Source organism: Aquamicrobium defluvii (assembly GCF_004363725.1).
Taxonomy (GTDB): domain Bacteria; phylum Pseudomonadota; class Alphaproteobacteria; order Rhizobiales; family Rhizobiaceae; genus Mesorhizobium; species Mesorhizobium defluvii.
The window spans coordinates 1-22,905 of sequence record NZ_SNZF01000001.1 but is presented as its reverse complement, the minus strand read 5'-3'; the positions used below and the strand labels follow the sequence as shown (position 1 = coordinate 22,905).

Below are 22,905 nucleotides of genomic sequence, written 5' to 3'. Positions count from 1 at the left end.
GCAGCCCCGTCGGGAACCGCGACCTACGCGCCGAACGACTCAAATCAGGAAACGCCTTAACCCCAAAGAATCAGAGAGTTGATTCCGTGGCAAGCCCTCAGGATTCCGGGAGATTCACTTTCTGCGAATTTGAGTGAAATTTTACCTTTGTGAGTCCTCAGAGCAACTGCCCGAGGAACTCCTGTACCTCACGGCCGGGACGAAATTCGCCGATGCGCCTGATTTCCCAATGCAGGCGGATGCCGGAATTTTCGAGCACACGCGCGCGCACCGTCTCGCCGAGATACTCGAGATCGTAGCCGGAGGCCGAACCCGTGTTGATCATGAAGTTGCAATGCATGGGCGACATCTGCGCGCCGCCGATCATCAGGCCCCGGCAGCCAGCCCTGTCGATCTCCTTCCAGGCCGATGTGCCCTCCGGGTTCTTGAAAGTCGAGCCGCCGGTCTTCTCCCGGATCGGCTGAACTGTCTCGCGGTGGTGCTGCACTTCATCCATCGCCGCCCTGATCGTCTCCTTGTCCTCGCCATAGCCCTCGAACACGGCAGAGGTGAAGATCAGGTCCGTCGGTGCGGAACTATGGCGATAGGCATAGCCCATGTCGGCATTGGAGAGCACATGAACATCGCCCTTGCGGTCGAGCGCCCGCACCTCGACGACCCGCTCGCGCGTTTCCACGCCGTTGGCACCAGCGTTCATGCGCAGCGCGCCGCCGATGGCGCCGGGAATGCCGTGATAGAAATGGAAGCCGCCGATGCCGGCCTCCAGGGCGGCGGCGGCGACGCGCTTGTCCGGCACGGCCGTGCCGGCACGCAGGCGCGTTTCGGAAATCGCCTCGACCGCGCCAAATCCCCTGGCGGAAAGCCGCACCACGAAGCCTTCAATGCCGCCGTCGCGCACCAGGAGGTTGGATCCGATGCCGACCACCATGACAGGCACGTCCTCCGGCACCGCCTTCAGGAAGGCTGCGAGGTCTTCCTCATCCGCCGGCTGGAAAAGCGCAGCGGCAAGGCCGCCGGCGCGGAACCATGTGATCTTGTCCATCTCCGCATCGGGCGTGAGACGCCCGCGCAGACCCGAAAGCCTGTCGCCAAGACTGTCGAGAAGCGCCTGCCCCCGGCTCAATTTGCGCCTCCCGCCCCGTTCAGTTCCTTCGGCAGCGCGTAGGCCCATTGGGTGATGTTGCCCGCGCCGAGGAAGACGACGAAATCGCCCGGCTTTGCCAGTTCGCGCACCAGCGGAGCCACTGCCGCCGCGTCTGCGATATGGCGGGCATCGCGATGGCCGGCGGCGCGCATGCGCGACACGAGCGTGTCGCTGGAAACGCCGTCGATCGGGTCCTCGCCCGCCGCATAGACCGGCGCCACCATGACCGTGTCGGCATCGTTGAAGCAGACCGCGAAATCGTCGAACAGGTCGCGCAGCCGGGTGAAGCGATGCGGCTGCGCCACGGCGATGACGCGCCCCTTCGTGGCGTCGCGCGCCGCCTTCAGCACCGCCTTGATCTCGACCGGATGGTGGCCGTAGTCGTCGAAAATCTCGACGCCGTTCCACGAACCGGTGTGGGTGAAGCGCCGCTTCACGCCGCCGAAGGCGGACAGGCCCTTGCGGATCGCCTCGCTGGAAAGGCCCAGCTCGTTGGCAACGGCAATCGCCGCCGTGGCGTTCGATACATTGTGGCGGCCGGGCATCGGCAGGCGCAGGTCGGAAATCTCCGTATCCTGACCTGTCTTGCGGTTGTGGATGATGACGTCGAATACAGAGACCGCGCCGTCCATGCGGTGGTTGGCGAAGCGCACGTCGGCCTGCGCGTTCTCGCCATAGGTGATGACGCGGCGGTCGCCGATGCGGCTGACCAGCGCCTGAACTTCCGGGTGGTCGATGCACATGACGCCAAAGCCGTAGAACGGCACATTCTCGACGAACTGGCGGAAGGCGTCGCGCACCTTGTCGAACGATCCGTAGTGATCGAGATGCTCCGGGTCGATATTGGTGATGACGGCGATATCGGCCGGCAGCTTGAGGAAAGTGCCGTCGCTCTCGTCCGCCTCCACCACCATCCACTCGCCGTCGCCCATGCGCGCATTGGTGCCATAGGCATTGATGATGCCGCCATTGATGACGGTCGGGTCGAGCCCGCCCGCTTCCAGCAGCGTCGCCACCATGGAGGTGGTCGTGGTCTTGCCATGCGTGCCGCCGATGGCGATGGCATTGCGGAAGCGCATCAGCTCGGCCAGCATCTCGGCACGACGCACCACGGGCAGCAGCTTCTCGCGCGCCGCCACGATCTCGGGGTTGGTGTTGCGGATCGCTGTCGAGACCACCACAACTTCGGCATCGCCCAGATTCTCGGCGCGGTGGCCGACGAAGCACTCGATGCCCTTGTCGCGCAGGCGCTGCACATTGGCGCTGTCGTTCTGATCCGAACCCTGCACCTTGTAGCCGAGATTGTGCAGGGCTTCGGCGATGCCGCTCATGCCGATGCCGCCTATGCCGATGAAGTGCACAAGCCCTATCGTCTGCGGCATCTTCATGCGTTGTGTTCCTTCCTGAATCCGTCCGGTGACTGGCCCGACGCAATAGCCTCTGTCAGATCGGCGAGCAAGCTGGCCGCATTGGGGCGGCCGACGAAACGCGCCGCCTCGGCCATTTTCCGCAACCGTTCCGGCTCGGCCATCAGCGCGCCGATCAGCCCCGCCAGCTTTTCCGCATCGAGCGAAGCCTGTGCATGCACCTCGCCGCCGCCGGCGGCCGCGAGCGCTGCGGCATTGGCCGCCTGATCGTGGTCCAGAGCGTGCGGATAAGGCACCAGCAGCGCCGGCCGGCCAATCACGGCGATCTCCGAGACGGTGGACGCGCCAGAGCGCGAGATAACGAGCTGCGCCCGCGCCATGCGCGCCGCCATATCGGTGAAGAAGGGCGAAATTTCAGCCGGGATGCCAAGCTTCGCGTAAGCCCCCGTCACCCGCTCCACATCGTCCTTGCGCGCCTGCTGGGTCACGACAAGGCGCTTGCGCAGATGGTCGGGCAGCAAGGCAACAGCCGCTGGCACCGCGTCGGAGAAAAACTGCGCGCCCTGGCTGCCGCCGAACACCAGCAGATGGAACGGCTCGCTGCCCTGCGAAACCGTGTAGGGCTGCGCAGCCGCCTCCACTACCGCCGGGCGCACCGGATTGCCGGTGGTGATCGTCTTGCGTCCGGCCACGCTTGCATCTTCGGGCAGGAAGCCGCCTGCGATCGCCGTCACCCTTGCAGCCAGTGCACGGTTGGCGCGGCCCATCACCGCGTTCTGCTCATGGATCAGCGTCGGGTGGCCGCGCCGGGTCGCCGCATAGAGCGGCGGCAGGGTCGGATAGCCGCCGAAGCCGACCACTGCTGCCGGCCGGATCCGTGCAATCACCGTCGAAGCCACGCGCACGCCGCGCCACAGCTTCCAGAACGTCTTCGCCAGCGCTAGCGGGTTCTTCGAACCGATGGTGGCGGACGGGATCGGGTGGATAGTGTCGGCCGGAAACTGTCCGGCGAAGCGCCCGGCCCGGTCGTCGGTGGCCAGATGCACGCTCCAGCCGCGCGCCTTCAGTTCATGCGCAAGCGCCTCGGCCGGAAACAGATGGCCGCCGGTTCCGCCGGCGGCCAGGAGAATGGTGCCCTTCGCCATTTATTCCGCCGGCAGGATCGAGCTGGAGAAACCGTAGGCGAGCGGCTTGCGCTTCTGCGGCTTGCGGCGGCTGAGCGCCAGCACCATGCCCATCGAGATGGCAATGGCGATCTGCGAGGAGCCGCCATAGGAGATGAAGGGCAGCGTCATGCCCTTGGCCGGCATGAGCTGGAGATTCACGCACATATTGATGACCGACTGGAAGCCGAACACGGTGACCAGCCCGCCGATGGCGTAGCGGGTGAAGTCGTCATGCTCCTTCAGGGCCACCGAAAGCCCGCGCAGCACGATGAAGGCGAAGATCGCCGCGATCACCATGCAGGTGATGAGCCCGAACTCCTCGCCCGCCACGGCGAACACGAAGTCGGCATGGCTGTCGGGGATCAGGCGCTTGATGGTGCCCTCGCCCGGCCCGAGACCGAGCCAGCCGCCATTGACCAGCGCTTCATGCCCCATATCGACCTGGAAGGTATCGCCCTCGCCGGTCAGGAAGCGGTCGATGCGGCCCGCAACGTGCGGGAATATCTCGTAAGCGGCGAACAGGCCGATAACGCCGATTATGCCGAGCGCGATGATCCAGACCCACGACAGCCCGGCCATGAAGAACATCACGCCCCAGGTGCCGACCACCAGCAGAGTCTGGCCCATGTCCGGCTGGGCGAGCAGCAGCGCCAGAACGACGCCGAGCAGCAGCATGGCGAACAGGTTGCCGGGAATCTCCGGCTGGCGCTTGTGCTCGGCGAACAGCCATGCGCAGATGACCACGAAGGCCGGCTTGAGGAACTCCGAAGGCTGGATCGACATGCCGGACAGCGACAGCCAGCGCCGCGCGCCCTTCACCTCGACGCCGACATAGAGCACGGCCACCATCAGCACCAGCATCGCGCACAGCATGACCAGCGCCAGACGCCTGATCTGGCGCGGGCTGAAGAAGGACACCGCCAGCATCACGCCGAGCGCGGGGATGCTGAAGATGATCTGCCGCGTGGCGAAGTGGAAAGAATCGAGGCCGATGCGCTCCGCCACGGCCGGGCTCGCGGCGAAGGACAGCACGATGCCGAGACCGAGCAGCGACAGGAACGCCGCAAGGAACCAGCGGTCGATGGTCCACCACCAGTTGGAAATGGGGCTGGTATCGAGACGGCTCTGCATTATCGTGTCCCTCCGACGGGTTCGATCCCATCAATGGCATATACGGCTTGCCTGAAGGCTTCGCCGCGCACCTCGAAATTCCTGAACTGGTCGAAACTGGCGCAAGCCGGCGACAGAAGCACCACCGCTTCCCCGCCGCCGTCGCGCGCCGCATCGGCGGCGGCGTGCTCGACCGCGGCCGCCAGCGTGCCGGAAATCTCGTAAGGCACCGCCTCGCCAAGCGTCACCGAAAAGGCGGGCGCGCCTTCGCCGATCAGATAGGCCCTGGCGATGCGCGGGAACAAGCCGCGCAGCGGCTCGATGCCGCCTTCCTTGGGCAGTCCGCCGGCGATCCAGTAGATGCGCTCGAAGCTCGACAGGGCGGGCGCCGCCGCATCCGCATTGGTCGCCTTGGAATCGTTGACGAACAGCACATGCCCCTTGCGGCCCACCTGCTCCATGCGGTGCGCCAGTCCGGGGAATGTCCCGAACCCGGCCTGTATCTCCCCGGCCGTCAGGCCGACGCCGAGGCAGGCGGCGAGAGCCGCAAGCGCGTTCTGCGCATTGTGCTGGCCGCGCAGCGAGCCGATGCCTTCCAGCGAAGCGATGCGGGTGCGGCGGCCGTCGACCGCCCTGAAAAGATCGCTGCCTTCCGCGAAATAGCCGTCCTTGAGCGGCAGGCGTCTGGAGATGCGCACCACCTTGCGTCCTGCGCGCTCCAGCCGCTCGGCGATCTGCACGCAGAAGCTGTCGTCCACGCCGATGATGGCCGTATCGGACCCCGCCACCAGCCGTTCCTTGATCCCGGCATAGTGCTGCATGGTGCCGTGGCGGTCGAGATGATCGGGCGTCAGATTGAGCAGCACGCCGGCTGTCGGATTGATCGAGGGTGCGAGGTCGATCTGGTAGGACGAGCATTCCACGACATAGTGGCGCTGCGAAGCGGGCGGATCGAGCGTCATCACCGCGCGGCCGATATTGCCGCCCATCTGGGTGTCGCGCCCGGCTGCCTGAAGGATATGCGCGATCAGCGCCGTGGTCGTGGACTTGCCGTTGGTGCCGGTGATGGCGATGAAGGGCGCTTCGGGAGCGCGGGCGTTGCGCTCGCGCACGAAAAGCTCGACATCGCCGATCACCTCGACGCCGGCCGCACGCGCCAGCTCCACGCTCCAGTGCGGCTTGGGATGGGTCAGCGGCACGCCGGGCGAAAGCACGAAGGCGGCGAAGCGCGGCCAGTCGGCACCGCGCAGGTCGCCCGTGGCGATGCCTTCCGCCTTTGCCTTCTCCACGCTTTGCGGATTGTCGTCCCACGCCAGCACCCCGGCCCCGCCGGCGACCAGCGCATGCGCCGTCGCCAGCCCTGAGCCGCCAAGCCCGAAGAGCGCTACCTGTCTGCCTGCGAAGGAACTGGCCGGGATCATCTGGCGCCTACCGCAGCTTCAGGGTGGAAAGCCCGATCAGGGCGAGGATGACGGCAATGATCCAGAAGCGGATCACGACCTGGCTCTCCGTCCAGCCGAGCTTCTCGAAATGATGATGGATCGGCGCCATCAGGAAGACGCGCTTGCCGGTCATCTTGAAATAGCCGACCTGAATGATGACCGACAGGATTTCGACCACGAACAGGCCGCCGATGATGGCCAGCACGATCTCGTGCTTGGTGGCAACGGCGATGGTGCCGATCAGCCCGCCCATGGCGAGCGAGCCGGTGTCGCCCATGAAGATGGCGGCCGGCGGCGCGTTGAACCACAGGAAGCCGAGCCCTGCCCCGATCACCGCGCCGAGGATGACGGCGAGTTCGCCCGTTCCGGGCACGAAGTGGATTTGCAGGTAGTCCGCGAAGATGGCGTTGCCCGACAGATAGGCGATGACGCCGAAGGACGCCGCCGCGATCATGATCGGCACGATGGCGAGGCCATCAAGACCGTCGGTAATGTTGACGGCATTGCCCGCCCCCACCACCACGAAGGCGGCGAAGGGGATGAAGAACCAGCCGAGATTGATGATGAATTCCTTGGCGAACGGGAATGTCAGCGACGAAGAGAACGGCTCCTGCCCGTAATGCATGATGACCCACGCGGCGATGCCGGCGATCAGGAACTCGAAGGCCAGCCGCGCCTTGCCGGAAAAGCCGAGATGCGACTGCTTGGTCACCTTCAGATAATCGTCGTAGAAGCCGATCGCGCCGAAGCCCAGCGTCACCAGAAGCACCACCCAGACATAGACGCTGGAGAGATTGGCCCACAGCAGGGAGGAAACGATGATGCCGGTCAGGATCATCAGCCCGCCCATTGTGGGCGTGCCGGCCTTCTTGAAATGGGTCTGGGGTCCGTCGGCGCGGATCGGCTGGCCCTTGCCCTGCCGCAGGCGCAGCGAGTCGATGATCGCCGGCCCGAAGATGAACACGATCAGCGCCGAGGTGATCAGCGCGCCGCCCGTGCGGAATGTGATATACCGGAACACGTTGAAGACCGTGATCCGGTCCGCGAATTCCACGAGCAGCGTCAGCATGCGTTTTTCGTCCCCTGGGCCGCGTGGCCCGTTGTTCAATTCCCGGTGTGGGCCGGAAACCTGTTGAGCAGTGCCTCGACGATCCTTGAGAAGCCGATCCCCTTCGACGACTTCACCATGACCACGTCGCCCGGCTGCACCGTCTCGATGAGCAGCCGCGCAAGATCGTCGGCCTCGTCGCGATGGACGACGGCGACGTCGCTCGGCAACACCTCGGCCAGCGCCTTCATATGCGGTCCGCCAAGCAGCACATGGCTGATGCCGGTGCCGACGACCAGTTCGGCAAGCCCCGCGTGAAGCTGTTCGGACTGTTCGCCGAGCTCCAGCATGTCGCCGAGCACCGCGATGCGGCGGCCCTCGCCCTCCGCCGGCGTGGCGTCGAGCAGGTCGAGCGCCGCCTTCATCGAGGCCGGATTGGCATTGTAGCTTTCATCGATCAGCGTGAAGGAGCCACCGCCATGGACAAGGATATGCCGGCGGCCGCGCCCCTGCTGCGCCGGCAGGTCGCCCAGCGCTAGCGCCACGCGGTCGATGTCGGCTCCCACCAGATCGGCGGCCCCCAGAACGGCCAGTGCGTTCTGCACCATATGGCGGCCGGGCGCGCCGACGCGCGCCACCACCTCGCGCCGTCCGATGCGGGCGGTCATGGTCGAATGGTCTGCATTGAGAACGCAGTTGATCAGCCGGTAAGTCGAACGCTGGTGCTCGCCGAAGCCGAGCACATGCTCGACGCCAGCCTCCCGCGCCATTTTCCCGAGCAGGTTGGCACGGGGATCGTCGCGGTTGATCAGCGCGGCCCCGCCCGGCTCGATGCCCTCGAATATCTCGGCCTTCGCCGCCGCGATCTCATCGAGGTCGCGGAAGAAGCCGAGATGGGCCGCGGCCACCAGCGTGACGATGGCCACATGCGGGCGCACCATCTTCACCAGTGGACGAATCTCGCCCGGATGGTTCATGCCGATCTCGAACACCGAATATTCGGTGTCTTCCGGCAGGCGCGCCAGCGTCAGCGGCACGCCCCAGTGGTTGTTGAACGATTTGTCGGAAGCATGCACCGAGCCGACCGAGCCAAGCGCATGGCGCAGAGCTTCCTTGGTGGTCGTCTTGCCGGCCGAACCGGTCACGGCGATCACCTTGCCTCTTGCGCGCGCCCGCGCGGCGACGGCCAGCCTTTCCAGAGCCGCCAGCACGTCCGGCACGACGATCATCGGCGCGGTCAGGCGCCCCAGCGCCGGCAGCTTGCCTTCGGCGACCACCAGCACCGCCGCGCCCGCCTTGATGGCGGCAGTGGCGAAGTCATGCCCGTCCATGGTTTCGCCCTTGATGGCGAAGAAGGCATCGCCGGGCTGCAAGGTGCGGGTGTCGATGGAAATGCCGTGCACGCCGGCCGGCATCTGGCCGAGCGGACGTCCGCCCATCGCCTCGACCAGCGCCTCGATGGTCCAGAGCCAGTTCATCCGGCCACCTCCTTCAGCGCCGCACGCACCTCCTCATGGTCGGAAAAGGGGAACGTCTCGGCGCCGACGGTCTGGCCTTCCTCGTGCCCCTTGCCGGCCACGATCAGCGTGTCGCCGGCCCGCAGCATGGCCACCGCCTCATGGATCGCCCTGCGGCGGTCGCCGACCTCGATGGCTCCCGGAGCCGCGGCAAGAATGGCGGCGCGGATTTCGCCCGGCACTTCCGTGCGCGGATTGTCGTCGGTAACGATTGTCACATCGGCGAGCCGCGTGGCGATCTCGCCCATGATCGGCCGCTTGCCGCGATCGCGGTCGCCGCCGCAGCCGAACACGACGACGACGCGCCCCGTGGTGAAGGGCCGGACCGAAGCCAGTACGTTCTCGAGCGCGTCGGGCTTGTGGGCATAGTCGACATAGACCGGCGCGCCGGCGGGGGTGAAGCCGACCAGATCGAGTCTGCCGGGCGCGCCCTTCAGCTTTTCCAGCGCGGACAACGCCTTCACGGCAGGCGTTCCGGTCGAAATGGCGAGGCCGGCCGCAACCAGCGCATTGGCGATCTGGAAATCGCCCGCCAGCGGCAGATCGATCTCGTAAATCTCGCCGTCATGCACGATCTCGGCGCGCTGCCTGGCTCGCTCGTGCTCGACGCGGTTGAGCCTGAGAAAATCGCCCTTGCGCCCCGCGGTCAGCACGTCGAGGCCAGCCGCCCTTGCGGCGTCGACGGTCGCCTGCGACCACGGATCGTCGGCAAAGATGACGGCCGGCGCGCCCTTCGGCAGCAGGTCGCGGAACAGGCGCAGCTTCGCTGCATGGTATTCCTCGACCGTGGGGTGATAGTCCATATGGTCGCGGCCAAGATTGGTGAACGCACCTGCTGAAAGCCGCACGCCGTCCAGCCGGTGCTGATCGAGGCCGTGGCTGGAAGCCTCCATCGAGGCATGCGTCACGCCGGCATCGGCCAGTTCGGCCAGCAGCTTGTGCAGCGCCACCGGATCGGGCGTCGTCAGCGAGCCGTATTCGCTGCGGCCGGGCGCATCCACGCCCGTGGTGCCGATGGAAGCGGCGGCGTAGCCCGCCTGCTCCCAGATCTGGCGCGTGAAGGCCGCGACGGAAGTCTTGCCGCTGGTGCCGGTCACGGCCACCATCGTCCTGGGCTGGGCGCGATAGAATTTCGCGGCGGCCAGCGCGAGCGCGCGGCGCGGGTCGTCCACCTCGACCGCCGGTACGGACAGCGCGCCGTTCGCGCGCCCCTTTGCCATCACCACGGCGAGCGCGCCGCGGCTGGCGGCATCGGCGGCGAAGGCTGCACCGTCGGCCTTCGCGCCCGCGAGCGCGAAGAACAGCATTCCGGGCTGGATGGCGCGCGAATCCGACGACAGGCCGGCAATCTCCGTATCGGAGGGAAACGCCTCGTGCAGAGGCACTATGCCGGTCAGATCGTCGACTCTCATCTGATTTCGATTACCCCTGCAAGCTGCCGGACACGTGGCAGAATCACTTAATAGGACGCGAGCGTTGCCGCATTTTCATGGCCGAAATCCGGCTCGACGCCAAGCATGGCGGCCGAACGGCGGATGATGTTGGCGACGATGGGCGCCGCGTTCAGACCCGCGGTCGCGCCCATGCCGGGTTTTTCCGGCTGCGGCTCGTCGATGACCGACAAGACGATGTATTGCGGGTCGTCCATCGGAAACGCGGCGAGGAAGGCGTTGAAGCGCTTGCCGCTGACATAGCGGCCGTTCACCACCTTTTCGGCCGTTCCGGTCTTGCCGCCGACACGATAGCCGGGCACCTCGGCGCGCCTGCCGGAACCCTTCTCGGCATTGAGGCGATAGAGATAGCGCATGTCGGCGCTGGTCTTCTCGTTGATGACGCGCTTGGCGCCAGCCATCGCCTCCTCCGCGCTGCGCGCAAGGAACGTAGGGTTCATCAGATAGCCGCCATTCATCAGCGCCGCCGCGCCAACGGCCGTCTGCAACGGCGTGGTTGTGAAGCCGTGACCGAAAGAAGCGGTTATGGAATGAACTTTCTTCCAGACTTTCGGCTCCACCGGCCGCGCCACTTCCGGAAGTTCGGTCTGCATCCGTTCGAGAATGCCGAGCCTGTGCAGGAACTCGCGATGGCCTTCGATGCCGACGATGTCGGCCTCGCGGGCCGAGCCGATGTTGGAGGAGTAGATGAACACCTCGGGCAGCGTCAGCACCCGGCCCTTGCCGTGGAAGTCGCGGATGGTTTGACGGCCGATGGTGATGGGCCGCGTCGCGTCGAACGTCGAGTTCAGCGTCGCCTTGCCCGAATCCAGCGCCATCGCAGTGGTGAAGCTCTTCACCGTCGAGCCCATTTCGTAGAGGCCCGCCGACATGCGGTTGAGGCGATCCTTGTCCTGCGCGTTGACCGGATTGTTGGGATCGAAATCCGGCACCGAGGCCATCGCCACGACCTCGCCGGTCTTGGCGTTGAGCACCACGGCACCGGCGGCGATCGCCTTGTAGCGCTCCATCGCCGAGGTGATTTCATCATGCACGATATGCTGCACGCGAAGGTCGACCGACAGGCGCACCGGGGCGAGATCCTTCGGCAGCGCGAGCCCGCTCTGCTGAAGATCGGCGAGCCCCTGGCCGTCAATGTATTTCTCGAGACCCGAAATGCCCTGGTTGTCGATGTTGGTAAGGCCCACGATATAGGCGGTCGTCGGGCCGGCCGGATAGAACCGCCGGGTCTCGGTGCGGAAACCGATGCCGGGAATGCCGAGCTGCATGATCGCCGACTGCTGGCGCGGCGTAAGCTGGCGTTGCAGCCAGACGAAGCCCGCACCGCTCTTCAGCTTGTTGTAGGTTTGCTCGTAGTCGAGGTTCGGCAGCACCGTGGACAGCTTCTCGATGGCCTCGTCCGCATCGACGATGTGGCGCGGCTCGGCAAACAGCGAAGACGTCTTGATGTCGGTCGCCAGAACCTCGCCGTTGCGATCCACGATGTCGGGCCGCGATGCCGTTACCCGGCTTGCCGGCGCGCCCGAGGGCATCGGGTCCTGAAAACCCAGATAGATCAGCCTGCCGCCGATGGTGGCGTAGATACCGAAGAAGACCGCCATCGTCATGACGATGCGGTTTCGAGTGCGTCCGCCGGTCGACTTGCGGGCCGAATCCATGACGATGGAAGTGTCGTCGGCAGGCCGGCCATTGCGCCGGAAGGGATTGAGCTTGCCGATCATTCGACCGCTCCTGTCCGGGTGGGATCGATCAGCTTGCCGGCCGCATCGGCTGCGGTGATGTCCTCGATGGTCAGCGGCCGCTCGGGCAGGCTGTCGATGCGCGCGAACTGGTGCGGATTGGCCGGCTCCAGCCCGAGCTGGTCCTGATAGCGTTCCACCAGCCTCTGCAACCGCGCGGGCTGGGTCAGCAGGCTCCAGTCGGCCTTCAGGAGATCGATGGTTTCTTCCTCGGTGCGGATCTGCGCCTGAAGCTTGCGAACCGCCGCAAGCTGCTCGCCCGCGTCGCGCTTGATCGTGTAGGTCATGGCAGCCGCGGCCACCATGACGCCTATCAGGACGATATCGCTGGTGCGGAACATGATCTCACCTCTCTCCCGAAATGGCGGGAAGCCTTGGAAGCCCGAAAACCGAAGGATCGTCGCCGCGCGGCGGCGCATCGGTGCGCACGGCGGCCCGCAGCCTTGCCGAGCGGGCGCGCGGATTGCGCTCCACTTCCGCATCGCCTGCGGTGATGCCGCCGCCCTTGCGCCTGAAGGTCGCCACCTTCTCGACGACCTGCGGCAGATGGCGGGACCCACCAACCGTCTCGTCGCGGTCGGCGAGGAAGCGCTTGACGATGCGGTCTTCCAGCGAATGGAAAGTCACCACCACCAGCCGCCCTCCGGGCTTCAGCGCGCGCTCGGCAGCGACCAGCGCCCGCGAAAGCTCCCCCAGCTCGTCGTTGACATAGATGCGCAGTGCCTGAAACACGCGCGTGGCGGGATGGATCTTGTCCCTGGGCGCGCGCCCCACCAGCGTCTCGATGGCGTCCGCCAGTTCCAGCGTGCGGGCGAAAAGCCGCTTCTCGCGCCGCGCCTCGATCATGCGGGCGATGCGTCCGGCATGGCGCTCTTCGCCCAGCAGCCCGAAGATGCGGGTGAGGTCGGACGTCTTGTAGCTGTTGACGACATCGGCGGCGCTCAGGCCCACCTGCGCCATGCGCATGTCCAGCGGCCCGTCGGCCCGGAAGGAAAAGCCGCGTTCCGCCTGATCGAGCTGCATGGAGGAAACGCCGATGTCGAGCACCACGCCGTCGACCTGCTCCACATGCGCGTCCAGCGAGGAGAACGGCGCGTGAACCAGCCGCAGGCGGCCCTCGTGTTCAGCCTCCAGAGCCCTGCCGGCCGCGATGGCGTCGGGGTCGCGATCGATGGCGACGACGAAGGCGCCGGTGCCGAGAATGGCGCGCGTGTAGCCGCCGGCTCCGAACGTACCGTCGACGATCACCTCGCCCGGCTGCGGGGCCAGGGCCTCGATAACCTCGTCGAGAAGAACAGGAATGTGAGGAGCCGCGGCGCCGGAACCGGCCGTCATTGCGCCGGCCCTCCGCTTGCGGCCTGCCTGAGCTTCAAAAGCCGCTCGCGCACCTTCGCGCCATGCCCGGCCAGCCGGCCCGGCTCCCAGATCTGGAAGAACTGCCCGCGCCCCACGAAAGCCACTTCCTGTCCGATGCCTGTATGCTCGCGGATGAAATCCGTCATCGTGATGCGCCCGTCCTGATCCAGCTTCAGGAACGCGCCGTCGCCATGGCAGAAGAAGGACATGTCGTCCGCCGTCTGCAGGAAAGGGTCTTCCTGTGCGATGCGCTGCTCGTAGCGGTCGAGCAGATCGGGCCCGCCGACATCCATGGCCGGCTGATCCAGACACCGCAACGCATAGAGTTCCGTATAGCCCCGCTTCTGGACCACGGAGCGAAAATGGGCCGGCACCGACACCCTGCCCTTGGCGTCGATCCGGTTCACAGAGCTTGACAGAAAACGGTCCATGACGCGCTCCGGCCGCTTTTGCCGCCGAACCCCTTTCCATCCTCGCACACGCGCCGCCGCGGTGCGGTCCCTCGTTCACATTCCCACCCCGCTTCGCAAAGGCGCGCGCCATCGCACGAACAGCCGCCGCGGCCGCCCGTCCGGCATACGCTTCACCCTGATACGAAACGAAAGTTTGAATCTGTGAATGGGATAACATGGGGGTTTATGGGCGTCAACGGGAACGGGCTGCATAATCACCGCCCGAACTCACCCGTAAAGGCGCTCGTGCGGTATCCTCCTTTATCTTCCATTAAGCCTAACGAAACCTTACCCGGCCGCAGTCCGCCCGCGCCCGGCGGCTACGCGCGCCGCCGCAACGAGCCAGGCTGAAGATCGGATGAACCGGGTATTCACAGGGGTTTCAGGTGCAGGACGACATGTTCGCGATGTCATCGAACGGAGGATCACATCATGACCATCAGGACATTCGCGAAACTGGCCATCGTCACCGGCGCGCTCGCCGCCTCGATGTCGAGCGTCTATGCCTATACGATCCACTACAAGGACGGCAGATACAGCGTCACCTGCGAAAATGGCGACCGCTGGACACGCGGCAACGGCACCCAGCAGATCACCCATGCGGACGCCGCCAATATCTGCGCCAAGCGCGGCAGCAGCATCATTGACAGCTCCGGCTCCGGCAACAATCCAGGGAAGCCGATGAAGGCCGTATCGGGCTACCAGAAGCTGAACTGAGCCTTCCCCGAAACCACGCTCCGGCGGGGTTTTCTTTGTCGCATGGATGCCGCGCCATTAAAGTGGTAAATAATTTACCGCTTTAATGGAGAAGGCCATGACGAACCGCGATCACCGGCATGTCGAATTGTCCGGCGAGGAGGCAAGCGGCAGGGATGCCGAGGGCAGCACGCTGATGCCGATGCTTGTCGCCGGACTTGTCCTGATTGTCATCGGGGCGCTGGGAGTGATGGTATTCGTGTGAGCAGCGGGCATCGACATGCCCCGCAAAGGCGATGCCCCAGATCCGGAACGGCCGGGAGGCCGAGGGTGCCAGCCGGCCTGTAAGCCGGGTTCTGTATGGCCTCCGCACCTTGCGGCGCGGAAACGTGGCGGCCATTCATCTTGGGCGCCTGTTGCCAGACGCCTCACGCAACCTACCCGGGCGGCGGGCCGGAAACAGCCCCGAGGGTTTCCCCTCTGTACCGCCCCTATTCGGTCTTGCTCCCGGTGGGGTTTACCGTGCCGCTTCCGTTACCGGTCGCGCGGTGGGCTCTTACCCCACCCTTTCACCCTTGCCGCACATGAAGTGCGGCGGTTTGCTTTCTGTGGCACTTTCCCTGGGGTTACCCCCGCCGGCTGTTAGCCGGCACCGTGTTTCCATGGAGCCCGGACTTTCCTCACCCGCAGCCTTTCGGCTTGATGCTGGTGCGGCCGCCCGGCCGGCTGGCAGAGCGTATAAAGGTCTTCCGCAAGCAAAACGCAACAGAAAAGCGCCCGTTTCCTCATCAACTGGCGGGCGTCAGTGAAGCCATGTGCACCTTCACCTTGCTGCAATAGGCTGAAGAGACCGGATTCATGCGCTTTGCGGCATGTCCGGCATTGTATTTGAGAATCGTGCCGCAGGTGGTGCCGCCACCCAGGCTATGCGCCTTGGCCAGATATTTCATGCCGTATTTGATGTTGGTCTCGGGGTGGAACAGCCCTTTGGCCGAACCGCTGTAACCCATCATGCGCGCGGTGGACGGCTTGATCTGCATCAGCCCTATTTCGCCCGCGCTACCGACCACGTTCGGACGGTAGTTGCTCTCCACCTTGATCACGGCATGAGCCAGCGAAACCGGCACACCATAGCTTGCCGCATACTGGCTGATCAGAGTGGAGTATTGCGTTCCCGAAGCAGCCGCGGCCTTTTTGGACGGACGCTTTTTTCCCTTTTTGCCCGATGTCTTTCCGGAAGCCGCCTTTTCCGGCTTTGCGGCAGCCTTCCTGACCTCGGCTTCCTTCTTGACGACGAGGCTGCGTCCACCCAGTTGCGGATCGAAACGATCCGCCCTCGCGGTGCCGGCGGAAACAGTGAGCATAGCGACAGCAACAGCTGCCGTAAAAACGGTCAACTTCTTCATTTGGTCCTGTTCAGTGTCGGGCACGCGAAGAACAGCGCATGCCTGGGATTGGATGCGACCGGGTATTACTTGGGAGGAGATCCGATCGGCTCGGGCATTCCTGTGAATGCAGATGCCGGGCCAAAAAAGGCGAAGCCGTTCAATTAAAATTACATTATATTACGCAGAGTATTTTATTATATATTATTCAAAGCCTTGCGGCACGGAAGCCAGAAGCCGCTCAAGGGTTCGCAAAGTGGAACCATCCGCGATTCCGTCAACAATGCGGCGACGGAAGTGGCGCTGGAAGGCTTCGACGACGATACGGGTCTGCGCATCGTAGAGGCCGGTGATCTCCACCCCGTAGCCGTAAAGCGCCAGCATCGACTGCATTTTCTCGACATCCGGCCCCGCATCGCCCTCCCTGAGCACCGGCCCCGGCCGCACCGGCGAGGCAGGCACCAGATGACCGATACCGGCCTCGAACAGGCGTTTCCACGGAAATTTCTCGCCCGGATCGACCTTGCGTCCGGGCGCGATATCGGAATGCGCGAGCACTCTTTCGGGCCTCACCCGGTGGCGATCCGTTATCCCCCTGCACAGGGCGATGACGGCATCGATCTGCCGCCCCGGAAAGGCGCGGTATCCGAGTTCATGGCCGGGATTGACGATCTCTATGCCGATGGAGCCGGAGTTGATGTCGTTGAGCCCGCGCCAGGAGCTTTTCCCGGCATGCCAGGCACGGTCGCTTTCGCGCACCATCTGCACGACATGGCCGTCCTCATGCACGAGGTAATGCGAGGACACTTCGCTTTCGGCGTCGCACAGCCGCACCTCCGCCGCCTGGCCGCTTTCCATGCCCGTGTAATGCAGGATGATCATGTCCGGGCGCAGCCGGTCGCGGCGCGGACCGAAATTCGGCGACACCCTGACCTCGGCTCCGGGATGGTCGGGGGCGAAGCCGCTCATGCCGCCTGCAGGCTCCGCTCGATGATCTCGTAGGCTGCGTTGATCGCCGCCAGCCGCGTGGTGGCGATGGCGATGAATTCCTGCGGCAGGCCCCGGCCGATCAGCCGGTCCGGGTGGTTTTCCGCGACCAGCTTGCGGTAGTGCCTCTTCACCTCTGCCAGCGGCTGCCCCTTCTCGATGCCGAGCACAATATAGGGATCGGCACTTCCAAGCTCGACATGGCGGGAAAGGATCGTCTGGTAATGGTCTTCCTCGATGCTGAATATTTCGGCCACCCGATGCAGGAAGCCCTCCTCGCGCTCGTGCAGCACGCCATCGGCCGTCGCGATATGGAACAGCCCGTCGAGTATGTCCTCCAGCATCATGCAATTGGGGCCGCCACTTCCGCACAGGCTCGCCATTTGTTGGGCATAGACCTCGAAACCGGCCGTATCCCGCCTAGCGAGATCGTAGAGGCGCGCGACGTTGCGCGTCTCCTGCGGCGGCACCTCGAAGATTGCCTGAAAGGCTCGCACCTCGTCCTGCGTGACGACGCCGTCAGCCTTTGCCATCTTGGCCGACAGCGCGATCATGGCGACCGAAAACGCCACTTTCCGACGCAACTCCGGGTCGCCGGCAAACAGGGTGCGCACCGCTTCCGCCATGTCGGCCACACCGGCCGCGGTGGAAGAGGAAAGGCGCTGTATGAAATCGCCGATGCGGTTCCAGATGGACATGAAGGCTGTTTAGAATCTTTCGAGACGACAGGAAAGCACACCGTTCCGTGTCAGCCGATCTGGACGAAAAAAGGGCTGCCGAAACGCGGGCAGCAAAAAGGGCCGGCAGTGCCGGCCCTTTGGGGAACAGGGACGAAAGCTTATTCCGCAGGCGCGGGCGTGGAAGGATCGGTCTGCGAGCCGCCATCGTCCGGAAGGGGCGTGATGCTCTGCGTGGTCGAACCGTCCGTCGCCGGGGGAGTTGCCGGAGCCGTGCTGTCGGGTGTGATAGGCTGCTCGCCGGCCGGCGGCGTCGTGCTCTGGGTGGTGGTGGCATCGGAACCGCTGTCGCTGCATGCGGCAACACCCAGCAGGGCCAGAGCGGAAAGAGAGGCAAGAACGAGCTTCTTCATATTTTCGTCTCCTTACAAACACCCCCGCCTCTGCAGGCGGTTGCGAATGTAATGCCGAGAACCGCTATCTGTTTCATAACGTTGCGTTTCGCTCTGTAACAGGGGCAGCGCCATGTCGGCGGGCACATCATGCCGCGCACCGGCCCGGCAGCGTTCGCAAAACCTGCGGAGCGCGGACAATACGCCGGACCGCTTCGGTGGCAACTCTTGCCCACCGGCCCGGAATCTCCGCGCCGCCTGCCCTACCGCTCCGTCGAAGGATTTCCGTATCCGCGACAGCCGGGCTGCGAGGAACAATGCAAAGGGCCGTCGCATTGAGGATTCACGCGAAGTTCCGGAATCGAAATCTGCAAAAGGCGACGTAATCCCTTGTCCTGAATCCGGAATTTGTCCTGAATCCGGAATTGCCTCACTCCGGCCCGCCGGGTGGGTTCAGCGTTGCAACCAGCGCCGAGATCAGAAGTTCCGGTGTGTAGCCGACAGCCCTTGGCGTCAGCCCCATGCGCACAACCACCATGCGCCGCGACGGGATCACCGCGACGGTCTGTCCGTCATGGCCTTTGAACCAGAAGGTGTCGGCGGGGACGCCCATCCTGCGGCCGTTGCCGTCCGGCGCTTCCAGCCAAAGCTGGCCCTTGCCATAGATGCCGTTCGATGCCGGCGCGGGCTCTCGCATCCACGACACGAAGCCCGGCGGCAGGATCTGCTTCCCGTTCCAGACGCCGTCCTGCAACAGGAACTGGCCGAAGCGCGCCCAGTCGCGCGCCGTGGCGTAGATGTAGGACGAGCCGACGAATGTGCCGCTTGCATCCGCCTCCATCACCGCGCTGTCCATGCCCAGCGGAGAAAACAGCGCGCTTCGCGGCCATTGCAGCGCCTGCTGAGGATCGCCCAGCGCATCCTGCCACAACCGCGCCAGCAGAAGCGACGTTCCGCTGGAATAGGAGAAGCTACCTCCAACCGGCCCGACAAGCGGCAGGGAGCCGGCAAAGCCCGCCATGTCGGGCTCGAGGTAGAGCATGCGGGTCACATCCGCCACGGTGCCGTAGTCCTCGTTGAAGGCGAGCCCGCTCGACATGGCCATCAGGTCGGCGACGGTGATGGTGGCGCGCTCGTCTCCCTCCCATGCGGGAAACAGGTGCGCATCCTCCAGCGACATCCTGCCGTCACGCACCAGCGTGCCGACGATGGCCGCATTCACGGTCTTGGACATCGACCAGCCGAGCAGCGGCGTGGCTTGCGAAAAACCCTCGCCGTATCGCTCGCCGACAATGCGCCCGTCGCGCACCACCACGATGGCGCGCATCCCCTGGCCGGCAAGGTTGTCGTCGGCAAGCACGCCAGCGACCTCCGCCGCCGCAGCTTCCACCCGATCGCCTTGCGGCCAAAGGGTTGGCGAAGACTGGCCGGATGCGGGCGCATCGGCGAGTTGCACGGCCCTTGCCCTGCCCGTATCGCCGTCGGGAACATTCGCGCAGCCCAATCCTTCGCGCGCTACGGCTGTGCTCCGGCCGAGGACGCCGAGCAGGCCGGCCCGCACCAGTTTTTCTTCGCTGTCCACGGAAACCCGCATCAGCTTCAGCAGCGGGTGGCCGGGAGCCTGCACATCCACTTCAAGAACCTGTTGGGCGTCGCGGCCGGCAATGAAGACATTGGAGCAGACGATCTTGGCGGCATAGCCGGAGCCGACGCGGATCAGTTCGGGCGGCGCGGCATAGAGCCAGCCGAACAGCGCAAGGCCGGCGACCGCCACCAGCGCGGCCAGCCCCTTTGCCAGCCCCTTTGCCAGCCTCGTGATTGTCCGCATCGCTCCCGCCCCTCGATTCGCCGTACATTTCCGTCCATAGTTGCGGTTCTGCGGGGGGCCATCAACCGAATATAAACCATGTTCGGCAATCACCGGGGATAAGGACATTCCGGGAAAGCGGCAATGCTGCGGAGGCGGCCCCGGCATCCGCGCCGCCGTGACTGCATTTTTGGGGAGAACAATGCGCCGACTTGCGTTCCTATTCGGACTGGCTCTGCTCGGCGCCTGCTCCACCACGCTCGAAGACATGGTGCCTGCCAGCGTGTCCCCGGCAGCGGCGCCTTCCGGCGCCACCGGCAAGGCCCCGCGCTTCGGCGACAGCGATCCGCACGACTGGCAGGGCGCCGCCCCGTGGCACTACGCGGTGCACGGCACCGACGTCTCGAAATACCAGACGTCGGTCGACTGGGCGCAGGTCAAAGCCTCCGGCATCTCATTCGCCTTCATCAAGGCGACGGAAGGCGGCGACCGGGTGGACGATTATTTTCACGAGCACTGGCGCGGCGCCAGGGCTGCCGGCGTGCCGCGCGGCGCTTATCATTTCTATTATTTCTGCCGCCCGGCGGTTGAGCAGGCGCGCTGGTTCATCCAGAACGTTCCGAAGGATCCGTCGGCGCTGCCGCCGGTCCTCGACATGGAGTGGAACCCCCAATCCCCCACCTGCAAGCTGCGCCCGCCGCCGGAGACGGTGCGCACGGAAATGTCGATCTTCCTGAAGACCATCGAAAACCACTACGGCAAGAAGCCGATCATCTACACGTCGATCGACTTCTTCGACGACAACAAGCTGGCCACATTCCACGGATATCCGTACTGGCTGCGCTCGGTCGCGGGCCATCCGTCCAGCCGCTACGGCCCGCACCCCTTCACCTTCTGGCAATATACCGGCACCGGCATCGTGCCCGGAATCAAGGGCAAGGCCGACATAAACGTGTTCAACGGAACACAGGCCGCCTGGCACAACTGGCTGCGGCAGAACACCCGTTGACAGGCTGAAGCCGATCGCATTGATGGGCGTGGCTATGGTCTTGCCCGGTTTTCGACATAAGTCATGGCCATAGCGCGCTCATCACAGGCGCAGCCAAAAAAATCTCGTCGAAGCTGGAAGGACACCATGCGAGCGCGTATTCTTGCCATTGCCACGCTGCTGGCGGCATTGCCCGGAGCCGCCGTCGCCCAGGAATGCGGCATCGATTTCGAGACGTGGAAGCAGGGTGTGGCCGGGGAGGCGCGCGCCGCCGGCGTCGGCGAGAGCGGCCTGCGCGCACTGGAAGGCGCCGACATCGACACGCGCGTTCTCGCCCGCGACCGTTCGCAGGGCGTTTTCTCGCAGACCTTCATCGAATTTTCGGGACGCATGATCTCGGAATACCGGCTGAAGCACGGTGCCGCCAACATGCGCAAATACGCCTCCGTCTTCGACCGGGCCGAGCAGGAATATGGCGCGCCGGCGTCCGTCATCACCGCCTTCTGGGCGCTGGAAACCGATTTCGGCGCGGTGCAGGGCGATTTCCCCACCCTGAACGCGCTGGTGACACTGGCGCACGACTGCCGCCGTCCGCAGCTCTTCCGCCCGCATCTGGTGCCGCTGCTGACGCTGATCGACCGTGGCGTCCTGCCCGCCGAGGTGAAGGGTGCATGGGCGGGCGAGATCGGCCAGACCCAGATCCTGCCGGCCGACTACCTCAACAACGGTGTCGACGGCGACAATGACGGCATCGTGGACCTGCGCAACAGCGCCCCGGACGCCATCATGACCACGGCCAAGAAGATCCAGTCGCGCGGCTGGGTTCCCGGCCAGCCCTGGATCGAGGAGGTCCGCATCCCCGACAACCTGCCCTGGGAAGAGACCAGCCGCACCAACAAGCTGCCCATGTCCCAGTGGAACATGTGGGGCGTCACCCGCCGCGACGGCAGCCCGCTGGCTGACAACGGCCAGACCGCCGGGCTCGCCCTGCCGATGGGCCGCAAGGGTCCCGCCTTCCTCACCTACGACAATTTCGAAATCTACCTGAAGTGGAACCAGTCCTTCACCTACGCGCTGACCGCGGCCGTCCTCGCCACCCGTCTCGACGGCGCGCCGGCCTACGATCCGCGCTCTCCGGAGCCCGGCCTCGGCATGGAGCAGATGAAGGATTTGCAGCGCAAGCTTCAGGCCCGCGGCTATGATGTCGGCAATGTGGACGGCATCCTCGGCACCAACACGCGCGAGGCCGTGCGGCAGGAGCAGTTGCGCCTTGGCATCCCCGCCGACGGATGGCCGACAGCCGGACTTCTTTCCTCCCTGTGAGGCCGCCCGCCTCGAATCCGTTAGCCGCCGCGCCATGTACGCCGGAAGCGGTAGCCAGCGCCGCACGCCGGCGGCATGGGCGTTTCGCAGCCTGAGCCTCCGGCCCGTCACAATTTATGCACAAAGATGAAATGGATTTTACCCTGCGATTTCAACGCGGAAGCATAAAGCGCTCCACAAATCCGCCGCAATGCAGCAAAATTTTCGCTTGTGCCGACGCCGAATATTTCTAGATTCCCTGAATAGCTTTTCAGAAGGAGGCTATCCATGGGACTTACAAGGCCGATCAACGCATTGATCTTTTGCGCCGCTTTCGCATTCGTTGGCGCCCTGATCATAGGCGTCCTGCCCTGACCGCCTGAGCGGTAGGCCAGTAACCGAAACCCAGTATCTGAAAACAGAGTTTACGAGAAAGGCCGGGCTTCAAGCCCGGCCTTTTCGCTTCCCGTTTCACGCTTTGCGGCACTCATGAGACCTGTGCGCGGGTAGTGCTTTCCGATTGATTTTGTAGATTTTTCAGCATTGCTGGTGCTGTTTGTGCGCGAAGGTTTCCGGTCGGCCCCTGCCTGAAATGCGTCGCGCTTTCGGGTTTGACGTCCGTCACATTGCGGCGAGGATAGTCAGACTACGCCTGAGGTTGTATGCGACGGCGGTGAGAAGGACCTGGACGGAAGCCTTGGCCAGTCCTCTCCATCGCATACGGCGCAGACCGTAGCTTCGCTTCCATGTGCCGAAGATCTTCTCGATGCGGCCGCGCACCCGATGGATCGGTCGGTTCCAGGCATCGAGCCGCTTGAGCGTTTCGGCCTCGTCGCGTCCCCACATGCCGGTGGCGACGATGCGTGGGGTGCCACCTTT

At 64.9% G+C, this 22,905-nt stretch carries 23 protein-coding genes and 1 other RNA gene; 4 read left to right on the top strand and 20 right to left on the bottom strand.

The features are described 5' to 3' along the window. Window positions 1-157: 157 nt before the first annotated feature. From murB to mraZ, 12 genes are read right to left on the bottom strand one after another with little or no spacing between them, the layout of a single operon-like run. The gene (gene murB / locus DES43_RS00115; RefSeq protein ID WP_035024026.1) at window positions 158-1,123 is read right to left on the bottom strand and encodes a UDP-N-acetylmuramate dehydrogenase; all 966 of its coding nucleotides are present in this window, start codon (window positions 1,121-1,123) and stop codon (window positions 158-160) included. Next, window positions 1,120-2,532, bottom strand: a complete 1,413-nt coding sequence (murC, locus tag DES43_RS00110) for a UDP-N-acetylmuramate--L-alanine ligase (protein ID WP_035024028.1) — start codon at window positions 2,530-2,532, stop codon at window positions 1,120-1,122. The genes murB and murC overlap by 4 nt, the downstream gene beginning before the upstream one ends. Continuing rightward, window positions 2,529-3,656, bottom strand: a complete 1,128-nt coding sequence (murG, locus tag DES43_RS00105; RefSeq protein WP_035024029.1) for an undecaprenyldiphospho-muramoylpentapeptide beta-N-acetylglucosaminyltransferase — start codon at window positions 3,654-3,656, stop codon at window positions 2,529-2,531. The genes murC and murG overlap by 4 nt, the downstream gene beginning before the upstream one ends. Next, the gene (ftsW, locus tag DES43_RS00100; RefSeq protein ID WP_035024031.1) at window positions 3,657-4,808 is read right to left on the bottom strand and encodes a putative lipid II flippase FtsW; all 1,152 of its coding nucleotides are present in this window, start codon (window positions 4,806-4,808) and stop codon (window positions 3,657-3,659) included. After that, a complete protein-coding gene (gene murD, locus DES43_RS00095; protein WP_035024033.1) occupies window positions 4,808-6,208 on the bottom strand; it encodes a UDP-N-acetylmuramoyl-L-alanine--D-glutamate ligase in 1,401 nt (466 codons plus the stop codon). The genes ftsW and murD overlap by 1 nt, the downstream gene beginning before the upstream one ends. Before the next feature lie 7 nt (window positions 6,209-6,215). Continuing rightward, the gene (gene mraY, locus DES43_RS00090; RefSeq protein ID WP_035024035.1) at window positions 6,216-7,298 is read right to left on the bottom strand and encodes a phospho-N-acetylmuramoyl-pentapeptide-transferase; all 1,083 of its coding nucleotides are present in this window, start codon (window positions 7,296-7,298) and stop codon (window positions 6,216-6,218) included. Between the two features lie 35 nt (window positions 7,299-7,333). Beyond that, window positions 7,334-8,755, bottom strand: coding sequence for a UDP-N-acetylmuramoylalanyl-D-glutamyl-2,6-diaminopimelate--D-alanyl-D-alanine ligase (locus tag DES43_RS00085; protein WP_035024036.1), 1,422 nt, complete (start codon window positions 8,753-8,755; stop codon window positions 7,334-7,336). Next, window positions 8,752-10,206, bottom strand: coding sequence for a UDP-N-acetylmuramoyl-L-alanyl-D-glutamate--2,6-diaminopimelate ligase (locus tag DES43_RS00080; protein ID WP_035024038.1), 1,455 nt, complete (start codon window positions 10,204-10,206; stop codon window positions 8,752-8,754). The genes DES43_RS00085 and DES43_RS00080 overlap by 4 nt, the downstream gene beginning before the upstream one ends. A 47-nt stretch (window positions 10,207-10,253) precedes the next feature. After that, on the bottom strand, window positions 10,254-11,966 hold the full coding sequence (locus DES43_RS00075) for a peptidoglycan D,D-transpeptidase FtsI family protein (RefSeq protein WP_035024046.1): 1,713 nt from the start codon (window positions 11,964-11,966) through the stop codon (window positions 10,254-10,256). Continuing rightward, window positions 11,963-12,325, bottom strand: a complete 363-nt coding sequence (ftsL, locus tag DES43_RS00070) for a cell division protein FtsL (RefSeq protein WP_035024048.1) — start codon at window positions 12,323-12,325, stop codon at window positions 11,963-11,965. The genes DES43_RS00075 and ftsL overlap by 4 nt, the downstream gene beginning before the upstream one ends. Before the next feature lie 4 nt (window positions 12,326-12,329). Further along, a complete protein-coding gene (gene rsmH, locus DES43_RS00065) occupies window positions 12,330-13,319 on the bottom strand; it encodes a 16S rRNA (cytosine(1402)-N(4))-methyltransferase RsmH (RefSeq protein ID WP_133674760.1) in 990 nt (329 codons plus the stop codon). Continuing rightward, window positions 13,316-13,771, bottom strand: a complete 456-nt coding sequence (gene mraZ / locus DES43_RS00060; protein ID WP_035024052.1) for a division/cell wall cluster transcriptional repressor MraZ — start codon at window positions 13,769-13,771, stop codon at window positions 13,316-13,318. Before mraZ ends, rsmH begins: the two co-directional genes overlap by 4 nt. Window positions 13,772-14,224: 453 nt before the next feature. On the opposite strand from mraZ, the gene DES43_RS00055 reads away from it, so the two are divergent. Beyond that, window positions 14,225-14,509 carry a hypothetical protein gene (locus DES43_RS00055; RefSeq protein ID WP_035024054.1) on the top strand — a complete coding sequence of 95 codons (285 nt, stop codon included), beginning with the start codon at window positions 14,225-14,227 and terminating at the stop codon, window positions 14,507-14,509. 97 nt (window positions 14,510-14,606) lie between these two features. After that, on the top strand, window positions 14,607-14,753 hold the full coding sequence (locus DES43_RS22265) for a hypothetical protein (RefSeq protein WP_166647700.1): 147 nt from the start codon (window positions 14,607-14,609) through the stop codon (window positions 14,751-14,753). A gap of 64 nt (window positions 14,754-14,817) precedes the next feature. Here DES43_RS22265 and rnpB read toward each other — a convergent pair. The 6 genes from rnpB to DES43_RS00025 all read right to left on the bottom strand — a co-directional run bounded on the left by rnpB (window position 14,818) and on the right by DES43_RS00025 (window position 19,757). Next, window positions 14,818-15,218: RNase P RNA component class A (rnpB, locus tag DES43_RS00050), an RNA gene on the bottom strand. Window positions 15,219-15,276: 58 nt separating this feature from the next. Further along, entirely contained in the window at window positions 15,277-15,894 is a 618-nt protein-coding gene (locus DES43_RS00045) for a lytic transglycosylase domain-containing protein (protein WP_035024056.1), read from the bottom strand. A gap of 183 nt (window positions 15,895-16,077) precedes the next feature. Beyond that, window positions 16,078-16,842: an N-acetylmuramoyl-L-alanine amidase gene (locus DES43_RS00040; RefSeq protein WP_035024058.1), complete on the bottom strand. Its 765-nt coding sequence runs from the start codon at window positions 16,840-16,842 to the stop codon at window positions 16,078-16,080. Further along, a complete protein-coding gene (locus tag DES43_RS00035; RefSeq protein ID WP_035024060.1) occupies window positions 16,839-17,558 on the bottom strand; it encodes a J domain-containing protein in 720 nt (239 codons plus the stop codon). The genes DES43_RS00040 and DES43_RS00035 overlap by 4 nt, the downstream gene beginning before the upstream one ends. Window positions 17,559-17,698: 140 nt before the next feature. Next, window positions 17,699-17,950 carry a hypothetical protein gene (locus DES43_RS00030; protein WP_035024062.1) on the bottom strand — a complete coding sequence of 84 codons (252 nt, stop codon included), beginning with the start codon at window positions 17,948-17,950 and terminating at the stop codon, window positions 17,699-17,701. Window positions 17,951-18,359: 409 nt separating this feature from the next. Continuing rightward, entirely contained in the window at window positions 18,360-19,757 is a 1,398-nt protein-coding gene (locus tag DES43_RS00025) for a serine hydrolase domain-containing protein (protein ID WP_035024064.1), read from the bottom strand. 181 nt (window positions 19,758-19,938) lie between these two features. Here DES43_RS00025 and DES43_RS00020 point away from each other — a divergent pair, with 181 nt between their 5' ends. Together DES43_RS00020 and DES43_RS00015 are read left to right on the top strand one after the other, a co-directional pair. After that, entirely contained in the window at window positions 19,939-20,745 is an 807-nt protein-coding gene (locus DES43_RS00020) for a glycoside hydrolase family 25 protein (RefSeq protein WP_035024066.1), read from the top strand. Window positions 20,746-20,871: 126 nt separating this feature from the next. Further along, complete coding sequence (locus DES43_RS00015) at window positions 20,872-22,047, top strand: lytic murein transglycosylase (protein ID WP_035024068.1); 1,176 nt, start codon at window positions 20,872-20,874, stop codon at window positions 22,045-22,047. Between the two features lie 107 nt (window positions 22,048-22,154). On the opposite strand, the gene DES43_RS00010 is transcribed toward DES43_RS00015, so the two are convergent. Then, a complete protein-coding gene (locus tag DES43_RS00010) occupies window positions 22,155-22,385 on the bottom strand; it encodes a hypothetical protein (protein WP_133674759.1) in 231 nt (76 codons plus the stop codon). Between the two features lie 262 nt (window positions 22,386-22,647). Continuing rightward, on the bottom strand, window positions 22,648-22,905 hold a 258-nt coding region (locus tag DES43_RS00005; protein ID WP_166647699.1), incomplete at its 5' end, for a transposase.

Bases quoted from the DNA above. Each gene is read 5' to 3' on its own strand.
- murC (WP_035024028.1), bottom strand. From the start codon at position 2,532: ATGAAGATGCCGCAGACGATAGGGCTTGTGCACTTCATCGGCATAGGC.
- murG (WP_035024029.1), bottom strand. From the start codon at position 3,656: ATGGCGAAGGGCACCATTCTCCTGGCCGCCGGCGGAACCGGCGGCCAT.
- ftsW (WP_035024031.1), bottom strand. From the start codon at position 4,808: ATGCAGAGCCGTCTCGATACCAGCCCCATTTCCAACTGGTGGTGGACC.
- murD (WP_035024033.1), bottom strand. From the start codon at position 6,208: ATGATCCCGGCCAGTTCCTTCGCAGGCAGACAGGTAGCGCTCTTCGGG.
- mraY (WP_035024035.1), bottom strand. From the start codon at position 7,298: ATGCTGACGCTGCTCGTGGAATTCGCGGACCGGATCACGGTCTTCAAC.
- DES43_RS00085 (WP_035024036.1), bottom strand. From the start codon at position 8,755: ATGAACTGGCTCTGGACCATCGAGGCGCTGGTCGAGGCGATGGGCGGA.
- DES43_RS00080 (WP_035024038.1), bottom strand. From the start codon at position 10,206: ATGAGAGTCGACGATCTGACCGGCATAGTGCCTCTGCACGAGGCGTTT.
- DES43_RS00075 (WP_035024046.1), bottom strand. From the start codon at position 11,966: ATGATCGGCAAGCTCAATCCCTTCCGGCGCAATGGCCGGCCTGCCGAC.
- ftsL (WP_035024048.1), bottom strand. From the start codon at position 12,325: ATGTTCCGCACCAGCGATATCGTCCTGATAGGCGTCATGGTGGCCGCG.
- rsmH (WP_133674760.1), bottom strand. From the start codon at position 13,319: ATGACGGCCGGTTCCGGCGCCGCGGCTCCTCACATTCCTGTTCTTCTC.
- mraZ (WP_035024052.1), bottom strand. From the start codon at position 13,771: ATGGACCGTTTTCTGTCAAGCTCTGTGAACCGGATCGACGCCAAGGGC.
- DES43_RS00055 (WP_035024054.1), top strand. From the start codon at position 14,225: ATGACCATCAGGACATTCGCGAAACTGGCCATCGTCACCGGCGCGCTC.
- DES43_RS22265 (WP_166647700.1), top strand. From the start codon at position 14,607: ATGACGAACCGCGATCACCGGCATGTCGAATTGTCCGGCGAGGAGGCA.
- DES43_RS00045 (WP_035024056.1), bottom strand. From the start codon at position 15,894: ATGAAGAAGTTGACCGTTTTTACGGCAGCTGTTGCTGTCGCTATGCTC.
- DES43_RS00040 (WP_035024058.1), bottom strand. From the start codon at position 16,842: ATGAGCGGCTTCGCCCCCGACCATCCCGGAGCCGAGGTCAGGGTGTCG.
- DES43_RS00035 (WP_035024060.1), bottom strand. From the start codon at position 17,558: ATGTCCATCTGGAACCGCATCGGCGATTTCATACAGCGCCTTTCCTCT.
- DES43_RS00030 (WP_035024062.1), bottom strand. From the start codon at position 17,950: ATGAAGAAGCTCGTTCTTGCCTCTCTTTCCGCTCTGGCCCTGCTGGGT.
- DES43_RS00025 (WP_035024064.1), bottom strand. From the start codon at position 19,757: ATGCGGACAATCACGAGGCTGGCAAAGGGGCTGGCAAAGGGGCTGGCC.
- DES43_RS00020 (WP_035024066.1), top strand. From the start codon at position 19,939: ATGCGCCGACTTGCGTTCCTATTCGGACTGGCTCTGCTCGGCGCCTGC.
- DES43_RS00015 (WP_035024068.1), top strand. From the start codon at position 20,872: ATGCGAGCGCGTATTCTTGCCATTGCCACGCTGCTGGCGGCATTGCCC.
- DES43_RS00010 (WP_133674759.1), bottom strand. From the start codon at position 22,385: ATGATCAGGGCGCCAACGAATGCGAAAGCGGCGCAAAAGATCAATGCG.